This is a genomic window from Campylobacter sp. RM16188, assembly GCF_012978795.1.
Lineage (GTDB): Bacteria > Campylobacterota > Campylobacteria > Campylobacterales > Campylobacteraceae > Campylobacter_A > Campylobacter_A canis.
Genome location: NZ_LIWQ01000002.1, coordinates 92,793 through 108,005 on the forward strand (window position 1 = coordinate 92,793; position 15,213 = coordinate 108,005).

Annotated in this window: 15 protein-coding genes; 3 read left to right on the forward strand and 12 right to left on the reverse strand. The window is 38.0% G+C overall.

Going from position 1 to position 15,213, the window contains the following annotated elements; genetic code table 11:
- Positions 1-6: 6 nt before the first annotated feature.
- Genes kdsB through CDOM16188_RS01570 form a run of 7 tightly spaced genes read right to left on the reverse strand, consistent with a single transcriptional unit; the run spans position 7 to position 6,174 of the window.
- Positions 7-720: a 3-deoxy-manno-octulosonate cytidylyltransferase gene (kdsB, locus tag CDOM16188_RS01540; RefSeq protein WP_172197699.1), complete on the reverse strand. Its 714-nt coding sequence runs from the start codon at positions 718-720 to the stop codon at positions 7-9.
- Positions 717-2,183, reverse strand: a complete 1,467-nt coding sequence (gene thrC / locus CDOM16188_RS01545) for a threonine synthase (protein ID WP_172197702.1) — start codon at positions 2,181-2,183, stop codon at positions 717-719. The genes kdsB and thrC overlap by 4 nt, the downstream gene beginning before the upstream one ends.
- A complete protein-coding gene (gene cutA, locus CDOM16188_RS01550) occupies positions 2,180-2,488 on the reverse strand; it encodes a divalent cation tolerance protein CutA (RefSeq protein WP_172197705.1) in 309 nt (102 codons plus the stop codon). The genes thrC and cutA overlap by 4 nt, the downstream gene beginning before the upstream one ends.
- Positions 2,485-3,327, reverse strand: coding sequence for an acetylglutamate kinase (argB, locus tag CDOM16188_RS01555; RefSeq protein WP_172197708.1), 843 nt, complete (start codon positions 3,325-3,327; stop codon positions 2,485-2,487). The genes cutA and argB overlap by 4 nt, the downstream gene beginning before the upstream one ends.
- A gap of 36 nt (positions 3,328-3,363) precedes the next feature.
- Positions 3,364-4,275 carry a tetraacyldisaccharide 4'-kinase gene (locus CDOM16188_RS01560; protein ID WP_172197711.1) on the reverse strand — a complete coding sequence of 304 codons (912 nt, stop codon included), beginning with the start codon at positions 4,273-4,275 and terminating at the stop codon, positions 3,364-3,366.
- Positions 4,268-5,401 (reverse strand): DegT/DnrJ/EryC1/StrS aminotransferase family protein, encoded by a 1,134-nt coding sequence (locus CDOM16188_RS01565; protein WP_169942393.1) that lies wholly within the window; start codon positions 5,399-5,401, stop codon positions 4,268-4,270. The genes CDOM16188_RS01560 and CDOM16188_RS01565 overlap by 8 nt, the downstream gene beginning before the upstream one ends.
- Positions 5,402-5,418: 17 nt before the next feature.
- The gene (locus CDOM16188_RS01570; RefSeq protein WP_172197714.1) at positions 5,419-6,174 is read right to left on the reverse strand and encodes an NAD+ synthase; all 756 of its coding nucleotides are present in this window, start codon (positions 6,172-6,174) and stop codon (positions 5,419-5,421) included.
- A gap of 123 nt (positions 6,175-6,297) precedes the next feature.
- Between CDOM16188_RS01570 and CDOM16188_RS01575 the strand changes: the two genes are divergently transcribed.
- The gene (locus CDOM16188_RS01575; RefSeq protein WP_172197717.1) at positions 6,298-6,906 is read left to right on the forward strand and encodes an MBL fold metallo-hydrolase; all 609 of its coding nucleotides are present in this window, start codon (positions 6,298-6,300) and stop codon (positions 6,904-6,906) included.
- Between the two features lie 44 nt (positions 6,907-6,950).
- On the opposite strand, the gene dsbD is transcribed toward CDOM16188_RS01575, so the two are convergent.
- Complete coding sequence (dsbD, locus tag CDOM16188_RS01580) at positions 6,951-8,711, reverse strand: protein-disulfide reductase DsbD (RefSeq protein ID WP_172197720.1); 1,761 nt, start codon at positions 8,709-8,711, stop codon at positions 6,951-6,953.
- Between the two features lie 139 nt (positions 8,712-8,850).
- Between dsbD and CDOM16188_RS01585 the strand changes: the two genes are divergently transcribed.
- On the forward strand, positions 8,851-10,848 hold the full coding sequence (locus CDOM16188_RS01585) for a DUF4214 domain-containing protein (protein WP_172197723.1): 1,998 nt from the start codon (positions 8,851-8,853) through the stop codon (positions 10,846-10,848).
- Between the two features lie 25 nt (positions 10,849-10,873).
- Entirely contained in the window at positions 10,874-11,689 is an 816-nt protein-coding gene (gene ppk2, locus CDOM16188_RS01590) for a polyphosphate kinase 2 (protein ID WP_172197726.1), read from the forward strand.
- A gap of 38 nt (positions 11,690-11,727) precedes the next feature.
- On the opposite strand, the gene CDOM16188_RS01595 is transcribed toward ppk2, so the two are convergent.
- The 4 genes from CDOM16188_RS01595 to CDOM16188_RS01610 are packed head-to-tail and all read right to left on the reverse strand — an operon-like array spanning position 11,728 to position 15,172.
- Positions 11,728-12,366, reverse strand: coding sequence for a hypothetical protein (locus CDOM16188_RS01595; protein ID WP_172197729.1), 639 nt, complete (start codon positions 12,364-12,366; stop codon positions 11,728-11,730).
- A gap of 46 nt (positions 12,367-12,412) precedes the next feature.
- Positions 12,413-13,174 carry an ABC transporter ATP-binding protein gene (locus tag CDOM16188_RS01600; protein WP_172197732.1) on the reverse strand — a complete coding sequence of 254 codons (762 nt, stop codon included), beginning with the start codon at positions 13,172-13,174 and terminating at the stop codon, positions 12,413-12,415.
- Positions 13,158-14,138, reverse strand: a complete 981-nt coding sequence (locus CDOM16188_RS01605) for an iron ABC transporter permease (RefSeq protein WP_172197734.1) — start codon at positions 14,136-14,138, stop codon at positions 13,158-13,160. The genes CDOM16188_RS01600 and CDOM16188_RS01605 overlap by 17 nt, the downstream gene beginning before the upstream one ends.
- Positions 14,135-15,172: an ABC transporter substrate-binding protein gene (locus tag CDOM16188_RS01610; protein WP_172197736.1), complete on the reverse strand. Its 1,038-nt coding sequence runs from the start codon at positions 15,170-15,172 to the stop codon at positions 14,135-14,137. The genes CDOM16188_RS01605 and CDOM16188_RS01610 overlap by 4 nt, the downstream gene beginning before the upstream one ends.
- Positions 15,173-15,213: the final 41 nt, after the last annotated feature.

Genomic DNA, 15,213 nt, shown 5'->3' on the forward strand with positions numbered 1-15,213 from the left:
ACAAGGCTATTTGTTTAAGAATTTATTTAAGGCTCTTTGCAAGTCCTCTTCGCAGTCAATACCTATGCTTTGGCTACTTACTTCAAGCATAGCTATTTTTTTGCCGTTTTCAAGCGCTCTTAGTTGCTCTAATTTTTCCGTATCCTCAAGGAAAGATGGCTCAAATGCGCAAAATTCACTAAGCGCCTTTACGCTATATCCGTAGATGCCAAGATGCGCTTTATAAGCGTTGCATTCGCTTCTGTTAAAAGGAATCCTTGATCGAGAAAAATACAGTGCAAAGCCGTCTTTGTCGGTTACGACTTTAACTAAATTTTTATCGTCGGCATTTTTATCGTCTATAGTTTTGTAGCATGAAAACATAAATGCTTTTTCTCGGTTTTTTTCGCAGAAATCTTTAAATTTAGCTATATTGTCAGGCTCTATAAATGGCTCATCGGCTTGAACGTTTATGATGATTTCGTCTTTGTTGAGGTTTAAAACTGTAACCGCCTCATTTATACGGTCAGTTCCGCTTTGATGATCCTTGCTTGTCATGACCGCTTTAAATCCATATTTTTTAGCTATTTCAAGCACCTCTTCATCATCAACCGCTATTAAAATTTCATCCACGTTTTGCACTCTTTTTGCGGTTGCGATAAACATCGGCAAGCCGTTGATGGGCTGTAAAATTTTATTATGAAACCTTGTTGAAGCAAGGCGAGCGGGTATTACTATCATTGCTTTATCCAGTTTAGAATTTTATCCTCTATCTCATCTTTGTGCGCTATGTCGGTATGAACGGCTTGCGAGCTAAATAGCGACTTTATAGACTCAGGAACGATATCGCTAAATTCTTTTGCTAAGGCTTCAAGTCCTAACCTTTCATCTTTTAGATCTTCATTTTTACACGCCTTAAACATACTTGGCGCAAATTTAACCCAGTGAGCGGTAGAGGTGATCACGGTTGGGCGGGTCAAATTTGAACTCATCTTAAAGCAAGTGGCTGTGTGAGGATCGATTATGACGTCTTTGATCGCTTGCTCTTTAATTATCTCTTCGCACTCTTCATCACTACAAAAATCAGCTTCAAAATCTTTTTTAAGCTCTTCTAGCTCACTTGAATTTAGCCTATAAAAGCCATTTTCAGATAAATTTTGCATAAGCTCTTTTGTTCTAACCGCTCCAAATTTATCAAAAAGCAATCTCTCTACGTTTGACGAGATCAATATATCCATAGCCGGACTTATGGTTTTTATAAGAGTTTTGCCCCTGAGATCATAAACGCCGGTGCTAAAAAATTCGGTTAAGATATTATTTGCGTTTGAGACGATTTTGATTTTGTCTATTTTTGCGCCCATTTTTTTAGCGTAGTATGCTCCAAGCGCATTGCCGAAATTTCCGCTTGGTACGATGATGTCAAAACTCTCTTGCGCGTTTAAAACACCTGTTTTTAGCAGATATACGTAAGCGTAGACGTGATATATGATCTGAAATAAAATTCGCCCGAAATTTACCGAATTTGCAGCGCTTAGAGATACTCCAAGTTCTTTTAGGGCTGTTTTGAAATTTTCGCTAGCCAAAAGCGTTTTAAGCGCTCTTTGTGCATCGTCGAAGTTGCCTTCTATGCCGATAACTTTTAAATTTTTAGCGCTTGCGTTTATCATTTGAAGGCGCTGAACCTCGCTTGTGCCGTCTTTTGGGTAGAGGCAGACTACTTTTATATTTGGAGCATCGCTAAATGTTTCAAGCGTAGCAGGACCCGTATCTCCGCTTGTAGCGCACATTATGAGGTAGTTTTCGCCCTTGTTCTTAGCAAGCTCACTTAATATAACTCCAAACGGCTGAAGCGCCATATCCTTAAAAGCTCTAGTAGGTCCGTGATAAAGCTCGTTTATGTATAAATTTTCGCCGATTTTTCTTATCTGAACGGGCTCGTTTGGCTTGTCAAATTTCAGATATCTTTTAAGGGCTTTTTCAAAGACATCGTTTTTAACGTCAAATTCAAATTTTTTAATGATCTCAAGCGCGATTTGCTCGTAATTTAACTCCTTTGCTTGCGCGAAAAATTCATCATCCAGCTTAGGCAGGTTAAGCGGAGCATAAAGCCCTCCGTAATTTGAACTAGGCGCAAGAAGCGCGTGGCTAAATTCAACCGCGTTTAAATTTTCATTTTCATTGGCTCTTGTTTGGTGAAGTTTCATTTTTTGCCTTTTGTCGATTTTCTAACCCATTTTGCGTATTTTTTAAGCGCACCGTCAGCTTTTATAAGTGCGATTTCAGGAAGCTCGTAGCTGTGGTTGGATTTTATAAATTTGCTTATTTTTTTAAATTTTTTAGCCGTTTTTATAAGTAAAATTCTCTCTTTTTCAGAGCAAATTTCACTTTTCCATACATAGGTACTTTTAGCTTTTATCACGCTTACACAAGCTGCAAATTTACGCTTTATGAGTTTTTTTGAAAGTTTTTTTGCGCCTTTTTTATCGCAGGAGGTTATTACAAATTTCATCTTATCATCGTTCCTATTCCATCATCGGTAAATAGCTCAAGAAGTATGGAGTGGGGCAGTCTGCCGTCTATGATATGTGAGTTTTTAACTCCGCTTTTTACGCAAGCAAGTGCGGCATCGACTTTTGGTATCATGCCTCCGCTTATTACGCCTGAGTTTTTAAACTCTTTTATACTTGCTTCATCAAGCTTGCTTATAAGATTTTTTTCTCCGTCTAAAATCCCAGCTGTATCTGTTAAAAACATTATCTTTTCAGCTTTTAGTTTGCATGCTATCGCGCTTGCGCAAAGATCGGCGTTGATGTTGTAGCTGTTTGCGTTTTTATCGGTTGCGATAGGCGCGATAACGGGCACAAATCCCTCTTTAAGCAAATTTAGCACGATATTTTCATCTACATCGGTGATATCGCCCACAAAGCCGTATTTACCGCTATTTGACTTGACCGCATTTAGCATATTAGCATCCTTGCCGCTTATGCCTATGGCTTTTGCGCCATGCTTGTTTAAAAGTGCCGTTATCTCTTTGTTTATTAGCCCACTTAACACCATCTCAACAACTTCCATCGTCGCTTCATCGGTCACTCTTAGTCCGTCTACAAATTCGCTTTTGATATCAAGTTTTTCAAGCATGGAGTTTATCTTTTTGCCTCCGCCGTGGACAATGACCACTTTTATGCCTACTAAATTTAACAGCACTACATCGCGCGCAAAGTCGTTTTTTAACTTTTCGTCTATTTGTGCTGCGCCACCGTATTTGATGACGAAAATTTTATCTCTAAATTTTTGTATATATGGGAGTGCGGATACGATAATTTCGGCTGTTTTGATATGTTTTTGCAAATTTGATCCTTTTTGGGCGATTATAGCAAATTTTGCCTAGAGAGTAGCTTTGATAAGCTCTTTAAAATCGCTTGAAAGAGTCGTTTTAAGAGTGATTAGAGATATCGGTAAGCCAAATTCCTCTATCTTTACGAAATCTTTTTTGGTAACTAGTAGCGAAGTGGCTTTGTAACGCTTTAAAATCTCTTCAAGCTCGCCTTTGGTAAAGCTATGATGATCTTCAAAGAACTCTCGCCCTATGCATTTTTCATAAAACGGGCTAAGTCTTGCCGGATTTGCTATGGCGGTAATTAAAACCATCTTATCGCTTGGGTTAATGATCTCGCTTTCTCGGGTGAAATCAACTCCTTCTTGCACGATACGGTCTGCAAATTTATAAAAGCTCTTAGGATATCTATAAGCACCGCTTGGTATGACGAAATCAAAATATGGCTCGTGTGAGGGCTTAATTAGGATGTTAAGTTTTTTGATGTGAAATTTAGAAAAGCCGTCATCAAGCAAGACGTATCTGGCTTTAAGACTGCGAGCTAAATTTATGGCTTCATCGCGGTTTTCGCTTACGATGACATTTGCGTTTTTAACGCTTTTTGCATACTCCATCGCCTCATCGCCGCTTGTTTTGACATCGGTTAAAATTTCGCCGTTTATGCAAATTTTTTTAAGTCCTTTTGAGGCGCGCTTATATCCTCTAAGAATGATAAAACCGCCCTCAAATTCGTTTGCTATAGCTATACAAAGGGGAGTTTTTCCGCTTCCGCCAAGTGTTAAATTCCCAATACTTATTATCGGGATATCAAAATTTTTTTTAGAAGCAAGCTTAAATTTGACCCAAATAACTATAAAATAAATAGCACTAAGAGGCAAAAGCAGTATCGCAAGAAGCTTACAGGCTAAATCAGGACTATAAAAATATTGCTGCGCAAAACTATGCACAAACCTCTTAAACACGGTGTTTAGCTATCTCTTTTATCGTTTCGCAAATTTTATAAACCTCTTCATCTTTTAAAGCCGCATAAATCGGTAACGAAAGCACTTGCTGATAGACTTTAAGCGCGTTTGGATAAGCATTTACTTTAAGTGCGTATTTGTTTTTGTAATAGCTTAAAAGATGCATCGGTATATGATGAAGCGAAGTGTGAATACCGTTTTCAAGTAGCTCTTTGGCAAAGCTATCGCGATTTTTGTCGACTTTTATGATGTATTGTACGTAGGTATGATCTCGTTTTTTAATCGGAGTCGTGATGTGCGGGCAGTCTTTTAACTGTTCATCGTAAATTTTAGCTATCTCTTGGCGTCTTTTGATAAATTTATCGTTTTTACCGAATTGACCCATCGCATAAGCTGCGCAAAGTGCCGTAAGATCGTATTTAACGCCGATATCAACCACATCGTATATATAGCTTAAATTTCCGTCTTTATCAATGCCGTTTATTATGGCGTGATTTCTAAGTAGCTTAGCTCTTTCTGCGATATTATCGTCGTTTGTTACCATAAAGCCGGCAGTTGCGATCGGATTTGTAAGCTGAGAATGGATACTAAAGCAAGCAAGGGAGGAATCGTCAGTAGAGCCTATTTTCTTATCTTTATAGGTAAGTCCTATGCCCTTGCCTGCGTCGTCAAATACCTTTATACCGTATTCGTTAGCTATATCGTAAATTTCATCCATATCGGTAGCTTGACCCGCTACGTGATTTACAAATATGCCCTTTAGTTTTTTGTGGTTATTTACTTTAAGGACATCTCTTAGTGAATTTGGATTCATGTTAAAATCATCTTCGTTTACATCTACAAATATCGGCTCGGCGTCAAAATGCCTGATTGATTGCGCTACGCTTGGAGTTGAATTGACCGAACATATAAGCTTATCTCCGCGTTTTAAATCGATAGAGCAAAGCGCAAGATGGTGTGCCGCCGTTCCGTTGTTTGTCGTTACCGCATGTTTTACACCAAAATACTTCTTAAGCTCCGCTTCAAACCTGCTAATCATAGAAGCTCCGTTGTCCTTAAGGGCTTCTTTTATAAGCTCTATCTCTTTTTCGTCGATAGATGGCTTGTAAAATGTAATTTCCTCCATAATTTCAACTCCTTAATTTAGTTTATCTTGGCAATCGGTGGCATGCTAAGCTTAAATTTGTTTCTTGATATTCTTGCAAGTATCATATTTACAAGCGCGTTGTCAAATTTGCCTAACAGCTTTTTTTTGCTCTCTTTTTTTTCTATATCTATTAAAACCTTATCGATTTTTTCGTATTCATATCCCATATCTCCTTCGTCCGTTTGACCCTCATAAAAGTCTGCCGAAGGCGGTTTTGCGATGATACCTTCATCTACTCCTAAAAATCTCGCAAATTCAAAAATTTCGGTTTTAAAAAGTTCTCCGATAGGATTTAAAGCACATGCTAAATCTCCATGGATAGTGCTATATCCAAGCATTAGTTCGCTTTTGTTTGTTGTGCCTACTACCAAAGCGTTTATGCTTGCCGAATAGTCATAAAGCAAGCTCATCCTAACCCTGGCGGCTAAATTTCCGCTTCTTAAATTCGATAGTTTTTCGCCTATGCTGCCGCTAAAGCTATCTAAAATGGGTTGGATATTTATGATCTTATGGCCGATGTCAAGCTTTTTGCAAAGCGTTAAGGCGTCTTTTAAATTATCTTCGTTTGAAAATTTAGTAGGCATTATAAGAGCGTAAGTGTTTTTAGGCTTAACCATCTTACAAAGCGTTGCTACAACTGCTGAATCGATACCTCCGCTAATACCGATGACAAAATTCTCCGCTCCGCTTTTTGCAAGGTAGTCAGATAAGAAAATTTGTAACTTAGAGCTGATCTGATTATAATCTTTCATATATTTATTACCAAGTATTTAATTTATTCTTTAGCATTATACTTATTTTTTTATAAAAAAATCTTTTAAGCTTAAAAAATATACAATAAAAATTATATTTATTTTACATTAAAGAAATTTTAGATGAAAGTGTTATTTAAATCTTGCGGCTCATACCAGACAAATTGCTATATAGTTTCTAAAAACGGCTTTGAGCTCATCATTGACCCTGGCGAAAACGCCTTTAAATTTGTAACCGAAAATGTAAAAAATCCTATCGCCATACTTAATACTCACGGACATTCCGATCATATTTTTTCAAACGTTAGCTTAAAAAATTTATTTAATATTGACGTGTATATTCATAAGGACGATAATTTCATGCTACAAAGCGATATTTTCGGTGAAGGATACGATACTATGAGCGATGCCGTAACGGTAGGAGGCGCTAAATTTGAAGACGTGAGCTTTAAAATCGGCGAATTTGATATATCTTATCTGCATTTTCCGGGTCATACTCCTGGATGTTCGATGGTAATAGTTGATGACGTGATATTTAGCGGGGATTTTTTATTTTATCGCTCGATAGGGCGTTATGATTTTCCCTATTCAAATGAAAACGATATGAAAAAAAGCCTTGAGAAATGTCTTGGCATGAGCGGTGACTTTGAGCTTTTCCCTGGGCATGGCGGAGCTACTACTTTAAAAAATGAGCAAGCAAATTTACCAGCTTGGATTAGAAGTATAGGCTAAATTTGCTTAAAATTTGTGTTACGACACGCAACAACGACTAGAGGCTATAATTTAAATTTATCAAGATGAGCTATAAATTTCTGAGGTTCATAAAAACCTATAACTCTTGCACTTTTTAGCTCCTTCTCGCCTTTGTAAAATATCAGCGCAGGCGGACCTATAAGCCCGAATTTGTTCATAAGTTCGTTGTCTTCTTTGCTTCCTTTAGTAACATCTACTCGTATTAAAGTTAAATTTTCAAGCCTGCTTAATACCGCTTGCTCCTTAAATGTTATCTCGTCAAGTTCGTTGCAGCTTACGCACCAAGTAGCGTAAAAATCAATCATAACCGGCTTGCTTGAGCTTTTTATAGCATTTTCAAGCTCATTTACGTTTGATACGCTGATAAATTTTGCCTCTTTGTTATTTATAGCTTCCGATGTACCGAAATTTGCAAGGGGATTTGCAAGCGACTTCGCTCCCGTAAAAGAGCCTATGATAAGTATGAACGCGTAGATAAATAGGATTAGAGATACCGATTTAAGAGCTTTTTTGCTAGAGCTGCTGTTTTCATTTGTGCTGTCAAACGCTCCAAAATATACACTCATAAACACTCCCGTGATACCATACAGCAAAAACTCGACGCGAGAGCCAAGTACTCGCGCGCTAAGCCATATCGCCATAAATATCATGATAAAGCCAAAGAGTCTTTTTATGTTATCCATCCAAATGCCAGGACGCGGAAGCAGTTTGCCCGAGCTTGCACCGATGATTAGAAGCGGTACACCCATGCCAAGCCCCATGATAAATAGAGCCGATCCGCCAAAGAGCACATTTCCGCTTTGCGCTATATAAAGAAGCACGCCTGCAAGAGGCGCTGCAACGCATGGACTTGCAATGAGAGCGGATAAAAATCCCATAATGAAAATTCCTATAACTCCGTCTTTATTTTCGGCTTTTTTGTTGAGTAAATTTTGGATTTTTAAAGGCATTTGAAACTCATAAAGTCCAAACATCGATAGAGCAAGTGCGACAAAGACCAAGCTAAAGCCGATAAGCACCGCAGGAGTTTGAAGCATGCCGCTAAGTCCCGCGCCAAAGATACTTGCTACTATACCCGCTACTGCGTAGGCTAAAGCCATGGCAAAGACATAGATAAACGAAAGCCAAAATCCGCGTTTAGCGTTTAGTTTGTCTCCTGATTTGGATACGATAATGCTTGAAAGTATCGGTATCATAGGAAATATACAAGGGGTAAGAGAAAGTAAAATTCCATAGCCAAAAAAGGTAATAAGCGATAAAACAAACCCTTTGTCGCTTAAATTTTTAGCGATGCTGTCTTGCTCGGATAGCTCACTTTCGCTAGGCAGGCTAGAGGCTACGGTCGTATCGCCATCTTTTGGAATTAACGCTATCTTGTATCCGCTTAAGCCGCTTGATACGTTGTAATTATTTACTTGCGGTTGGTAGCAAATGCCGTTTTTGGCGCAGCCTTGATACTCAAGCGTGATATTAAAGCTGTCGCTTTGATTTATCTCTTTAAGCAAACTTATAGGCACAAATAAGCTAAATTTTTCAGGATATACGTCAAAACTGCCGTCGTTTATAAAATTTGGCAAATTTAGCTGATCGTTTAGCGTCTTGCCTTTGCTGATTACTTTTAATGTGTCCTTATATACATATATATCTTTTGCCAGATCAAATCTAAATTCGACATTTTGGCTGTCGGTTTTCGCGCTTAACCCAAAAGCTTCGGCAACCGAAAGCGGATCGCCAAATGCTGATACGATAAGTAAGAATATAGAAAAAATCGCTTTTTTAAACATATTTGTCCTTAAAAATTTCTAGTCGTATTTTACAAGAATAATATAAAGCCAGTGTTAAATATGTAAAGTCGTAGAAATATTAAAAAATAAATAAAATTGCTATATAATTAAAAATTGATTTCGATACAAAAGGATGTTTATGGCACTAACTAGTAAAGATATAAATTCGCTTTATATAGCGATTTTTAATAGAGTTCCCGAAGGAGACGGTCAGCAGTACTGGCTAAATGAGGCTAATATTAATAATTTTGACATGAATTCTATTACCGAGATAATGCTTCAAAGTAATGCGGCAAAAGAGTTTTTTAAAGGCAAAGAAAATAATGAAGATTTTATAAATCACATATATACAAATTTGCTTGAAAAAGATAAGACAACTGATCCTGAAGGAGTATCTTACTGGAGTAGTCTTTTAGATGCAGGCATGTCAAAAAGTTTAGTTGTCAATGAGCTTTTAAAAGCTGCGGAATATGGAAAATTTAGCGATCCTAATGCAATAAAAGCTCAAAATTTATACTTTAATAAGTTAAAAACTGCAGAAGTTGCTGCAAAATCTATTAAAAATGTGGCGCCAAATGGTACTATAAATGAAAAGATAGCTCCATTTTCAAATATCTTAAAAAACATAACCGACAAAAGCACAGCAGAAGATATTGCAACTATTATCAAGACACAAGCTATTGTAAACAATATACCTATCGTGTCAAACAAAGAATTTGCAACTATTATTGCAAAGAGCTTTGAAAATGCAAATGCCGATCAAATAGAGGATATGTTAAATAATTTAGTCGCAAACGGATTTATAAAATTTAATCAGATAAGTGATAAAGACGGCTTTTTAAAGCTTTTTGAAGATAGTAAGATTCTCATAGAGGCTAAAGAAGTTGATTATACTTTGTATAAAGGAGATGATGGTAAATTTTATAAAGATGAAAATAATAAAAAAACTCTTGTTGATATATCGTTGGATAAACTTAAAATAAGTGCAGTAAAGTTGGCGGACGGTAAAATTTATAGGTTTAAGAATACCGAAAGTAAAAAAGAAGATGAGATCAAGGGTTATAATTTAGAAAAATTAATAAAAAACAGCAAAGACGGCGATATGCTGACAGCCCAAAAAGCTTCTATTTTATTTGGAGAAAAGGGTGATATAAAAGAAATTTTAGCCGATGTTGAAACGATAGTGGGTATAAATTATACTGGAAAACTTGAAGGAATAAAGATAGCCGAAAATGTAATCTTTAGAATTTTGGATACTGCTGAAAATTTAGAAAAAACCGGCGCTATAGAGGTTTTAACTTTATTGAGCGACAAAATAAAAAGTATTGATATAAATAAAGACCAAGCCAAGCTCAATCTTAGTTTGACGCAGTTTAAAAGTATAAAAGATAAATTTACGGATTCAAGTGATAAAACAGGAGCTATTAAAAGTTTTGGAGCATTTGCAGATAAACTTGCATCAAAAGAGAGCGTGGTTATTAAAGATGGATTAGGCGATATAAAAGAGTTTCTTGCCGATAGCGCAGGGCTTAATGTCATTAAGAGCGTAGATGCTATAGATATCATAGACGACAAGAACGCTTTAAATCTTACTTTGGCTCAATACTCTTTGTTGTCAGATAAATTTATAGACCCAAATGATAGCCTGGAAGTTGATGGTGTTACAGGTGCGCTTAAGGCAAGTAAGCTAAAGGATGTATTTATACTATCTAAAAATGCTTCAAATTTGAGCATATCTAACTTTTCTGTAAGCGACAAGATAGATTTTAAAAATTTAGGCATAAGTAAGGCGGATGCCATAAATCTAGACATTAAATCAGGAGCTTCAAAAGCTATTGAAGATACAAATATCTATAGCACAACTATAGACGCTAATATATCCGGTAAAGATTATGGCGGGAAAAATTTTAATGATCTTTTCTCTCCTAGCAATACCGCTTTTAAAAATTCTACTACAGGAGCTAAGACTATAGCTATCGTAGTGGTAAAAGGCAATGATATAACGCAGCTTTATAGAATAAATGCAAACAATGACGATGTATTGAATGCTAATGAAGTATCGCTTTTAGGAATTTTAACTTCAAATAGCGATACCGGTGTAGTTTTGAGTGATAAAAATATATTAACAGGAGAATAGCAAGCTATTAATTTGAAAGGTTTAAATGTCAAAAAACAAAAAAGAGGATAAAAAGGCTAAATTTGATTACGAACATGAACTTAGAAAGCTTCAGATCGAGCTTTTGAAATTTCAAAACCACGTAAAAGAGCAGGGTCTAAGAGTGCTTATTATCGTTGAAGGGCGTGATGCGGCGGGTAAGGGCGGAAGTATAAAGCGCCTAACCGAGCATCTAAACCCGCGCGGATGTCGCATAGTAGCACTTGAAAAGCCAAGCGACGTAGAGCGCTCACAGTGGTACTTTCAGCGGTATGTGGCGCACCTTCCAAGCGCCGGAGAGATCGTGATATTTGACCGCTCTTGGTACAATAGAGCAGGAGTTGAGCCCGTGATGGGATTTTGTACACAAGAAGAGCACAAGGAGTTTTTGCGCGAGGTGCCAAAATTTGAAGAGATGATAAAAAACTCGGGCATAATTTTCTTTAAATTTTACCTGTCGGTTTCAAAAGAGGAGCAGAAAAAACGCTTCAAAGAGCGCCTCACCGATCCGCTTAAGCAGTTTAAAATTTCGCCCGTGGATGCCAAAAGCCAAGAGCTTTGGGACCAATATACCATCGCCAAATACTCCATGCTACTTGCTTCAAATACTCCCGCTTGTCCTTGGACGATAGTGTCATCCGATAGCAAAAAGCACGCGCGGATAAATATATTTAGGCATATTTTGGCAAATGTCGAATATCCAAAGAAGATAGACGCGAAGAATTTTGAATGCGACTCTGATATCGTAAGAAGCGGCGAAGATGAGATAAGGCTTATGGAAGCGAATTTGAAAAATGATAATTTTTCTAAGATGAAAGGCTAGTTTAACGCTTCAAGCTAAATTTTGATAATCAGAGATAGCTAAATATCTCTGATTACTTTTTCTACTTTTCGCCATGCAAAAATTTGTACCAGTAGCGGGATTGTAGTTATTATCTCTGATGCCATATAAAGAAATATAAGTGTTTGCAGTGAAAACGATAGACCAAAACTTGGTAAAGCTCTTAAAAACAGCACCGCTACAAAACAAAAAATAGAGACGAAAACGTATGTTTTAAAAAGTCCGTTTTGCGTTATTTTGGCTAGTCTTAAATTTATCCTAAGCCATGCTATCCCGACGTATATTAGTATAATAAACACCGCTAAACCTAAGACGCTAAAAATCGTTTCGTTGTTTTTGGCAAAGAGCATTAGGGCGGCTAAACCTACTATTACAAATGTCGCCATAATACTCTTTTTAAATATCTCAAATACTTCGTTTTGAGAGATATCTTGAATAGCTTTTAAGGCATTCCACATATATACGATACCGGCGATAGAGACGATAAGTAGTATCACATTCAAGGCGAGTCTTGAACTTGGATATTCGATTTTGATGAAAAATCCGATTAGAAACGGCACTGCTAAGCTAGCAAACATGATAGCGCTTGATATAAGACCATCTCTTCTAGCTTTTGCTAGCCTCTCATCTTGCTCGACTAAAATTTCATTATTATTCATTAAACTCTCCTAAATTGATAAAACTTCTCGTAATTATACTTAAATTTTACTTCTGTGTGCTAAAAATTTGCGTTATGCTTGGTATTTGCTTGCTGCCTATATCAAATTTAACTCCTCTTATATCCACATCATAAAGCGAGCTTAAATTTTCTTTATTTAGCACCTCACTGCTTTTGCCAAAGACGTAGCTAAGGTCGTTTTTAAGGATGAGAGTGCTATCGGCTACGGCTAGAGCGTGGTTTGGCTGATGAGTGGTAAAGACGATACTTGCATTGCTTTGCTCTTTTAGATTACGAATCAGTGTTAAAACCCTATCTTGATTTTTTAGATCAAGCGCGCTTGTAGGCTCATCTAAAAACATCACTTCACTTCTGCTGGCAATCGCTCTAGCAAGTAAAACAAGCTGCTTTTGTCCGCCCGAAAGGGAGTTAAAACTTTTATTTTTAAGATGTGAAATTTCTAAGCTATGAAGTGCGTCTTCGCAAATTTTGATATCCTCTTTGCTCGGTTTTGAAAAAAGCGAAATTTCACGAATCCGCCCCATTAAAACTATATCAAGCACGTTATAATCAAACGCAACGCTAAAATTTTGCGGTAAAAAAGCAAATTTAGCCTGCGTTTTTACTTCGCCCTCTTTGAGCTTTAAAACTCCCATCATGCAAAACATAAGCGTACTTTTGCCTTGCCCGTTTAGTCCAAGTATCGCTAGTGTTTCGCCTTTGGCAAGGGCGAAATTTAGCCTGCGAAAGAGAAATTTTTGCTCCTCGTAGTAAAATCCCGCATCTTTTATCTCAAGCAGATTTTGCATTTGACGCGCTCCTTTTTAAGAGTATCGCAAAAACAGGACTTCCGATCAGTGCTGAAAGTATGCTAAGAGGCACTTCCGCGCTGCTTATGCTTCTAGCCAAGTCATCCACAAACAGCATAAATATAGCGCCTATGATGAAGCAAGCTGGCATTGAGCGCGTGTGGTCGCTTCCGCATATGAGCCTTGCGATGTTAGGCACGACAAGCCCGATCCAGCCGATGTTTCCGCTTGCGCTTAGTTGCACGGCGATAAGAAGGGTGCAAAGGATCAGTATAAACGAGCGAAGAAGCGTGATGTTTACGCCTAAAACTTTAAGGTCGTCGTCGTTTAGGCTAAGCAGGTTAAACCTGTATCTAAGCATGATCAAAAGTGCCGCGCAAGGCAGGCTTATAACGGCTAAAAGCGTGAGTTTATGGTAGTTTGCGTTTACGAAGCTTCCAAGCAGCCAGTAGATGATGTTTGGCAACACCTCTTCGTTGTCTGCAAGATACTGCACCAAGCTTGTAAGTGCGGCAAATACGCCGTTTATGACGATATCTGCCAGGATGAGCGAGAAAATGTCTGCTTTTGAGACAAATTTGGCTAGGAAAAATAGTGCCAAAAGAGCTAAAATTACAAAGAAAAAGGCAAAGCCTACGATGTAAAACGAGCCAAAACCTATGAGTATACAAAGCGCTCCACCAAATGCCGCTGCAGTGCTAACTCCTACGATATGAGGGCCTACGAGCGGGTTTTTAAAAACGGCTTGCAAGCTAAGCCCGCTAAGCGCTAAAATTCCGCCGCAAAGGCTTGAGAGCAAAATTCTAGGCACTCTAATGCCCCAAATAACGCTTTTAGCCGTTTCGTTATCGCTACTGCTTATTAAAATGCTTAAAACTTCGCTAAATTCGATGTGATACTGCCCCATCCCAAGCGAGACGAGGCAGGTTATAATCCAGATGATTATGAGGGCCGGAAGCATCATTTAGAGTATGATGTGCGGTAGAATTTTTGATAAAACTCCTCAACTTTCTTATCAAAATCCACACCTTTAAAATGCTCAGGATATAGCCTTATAGCCAGCCATTCCTCGCCAAGCGCCATGGCTTCTGCCGTAGGATAGCCCCAAGCCTTGGCAAATTCAGGCATCATGTAAATTTTATCCATCTTGATAGCCGCTACGTTTGCAAGCTGCGGGCTTGACTTAAGCTCGTTTGGGACCTGCGGATAGCGCTCTTGGACAAATATCATGTCGGGATTATAAGCGATTAAATTTTCGGCTGAAATTTGCTTATAGCCTTTGATATCTTTTGCGGCTACGTTTTCTCCGCCCGCTCTTGCAAACAGCACTCCCGTGTATTTGCCGCTTCCGTAAGTGGTGAGATCGGGATTTGCCATGTAAATTCTAACTTTTTTATCTATCTTTAGATTGTCCATTTTGCTTTTTAAGAAAGCTTGTTGATCTTTTACGAATTTAATGAGCTCGGCCGCCTCTTTTTCGCGGTTTGCCACTTTGCCAAGTATCTCAACACCTTCATAATAGCCCTCTGTGTAAGCTTTGGCTTCGTCTTCAAGAGTAGGATTTAGCTTATCTTTTTCTTTATCCTCTCTTTTTGAAAAGCTGATGCCAACAACTGGTATCTTAAGCTCTTCCATTTTTGCGATATATTCGCTTGGGATGTAGTTTGTTACGATAACGACATCAGGCTTTAGCTTAAGAACCGATTCGTGGTTTATGACCTTTAGGTCGCCAGGAGTTGGCATATCCTTAAGGCTTGGAGCAAGGCGAGCATAGTTCTTGCCAAGCGTTTTTTCCCAAGTTTCAAGCACGCCAACGACCTTATCCATGGCGTTTATTTGATTAAGCACGTTTAGACTTTGGTGCTGAAGCACGATTATTCGCTTAACTTCATCAGGAAGAGTCACATCTCTGCCAAGCTGATCGGTGATGACGCGATCTGCAAATAAAGATGAAGCGCAAAGCGCAAGACCTAATGCAAACTTTAAAAATTTGCTCATATTTTCTCCTTTAAATTATTTAAATATATTTTTAAAATTCC

Bases quoted from the DNA above. Each gene is read 5' to 3' on its own strand.
- kdsB (WP_172197699.1), bottom strand. From the start codon at position 720: ATGATAGTAATACCCGCTCGCCTTGCTTCAACAAGGTTTCATAATAAA.
- thrC (WP_172197702.1), bottom strand. From the start codon at position 2,183: ATGAAACTTCACCAAACAAGAGCCAATGAAAATGAAAATTTAAACGCG.
- cutA (WP_172197705.1), bottom strand. From the start codon at position 2,488: ATGAAATTTGTAATAACCTCCTGCGATAAAAAAGGCGCAAAAAAACTT.
- CDOM16188_RS01565 (WP_169942393.1), bottom strand. From the start codon at position 5,401: ATGGAGGAAATTACATTTTACAAGCCATCTATCGACGAAAAAGAGATA.
- CDOM16188_RS01570 (WP_172197714.1), bottom strand. From the start codon at position 6,174: ATGAAAGATTATAATCAGATCAGCTCTAAGTTACAAATTTTCTTATCT.
- CDOM16188_RS01575 (WP_172197717.1), top strand. From the start codon at position 6,298: ATGAAAGTGTTATTTAAATCTTGCGGCTCATACCAGACAAATTGCTAT.
- dsbD (WP_172197720.1), bottom strand. From the start codon at position 8,711: ATGTTTAAAAAAGCGATTTTTTCTATATTCTTACTTATCGTATCAGCA.
- CDOM16188_RS01585 (WP_172197723.1), top strand. From the start codon at position 8,851: ATGGCACTAACTAGTAAAGATATAAATTCGCTTTATATAGCGATTTTT.
- ppk2 (WP_172197726.1), top strand. From the start codon at position 10,874: ATGTCAAAAAACAAAAAAGAGGATAAAAAGGCTAAATTTGATTACGAA.
- CDOM16188_RS01595 (WP_172197729.1), bottom strand. From the start codon at position 12,366: ATGAATAATAATGAAATTTTAGTCGAGCAAGATGAGAGGCTAGCAAAA.
- CDOM16188_RS01600 (WP_172197732.1), bottom strand. From the start codon at position 13,174: ATGCAAAATCTGCTTGAGATAAAAGATGCGGGATTTTACTACGAGGAG.
- CDOM16188_RS01605 (WP_172197734.1), bottom strand. From the start codon at position 14,138: ATGATGCTTCCGGCCCTCATAATCATCTGGATTATAACCTGCCTCGTC.
- CDOM16188_RS01610 (WP_172197736.1), bottom strand. From the start codon at position 15,172: ATGAGCAAATTTTTAAAGTTTGCATTAGGTCTTGCGCTTTGCGCTTCA.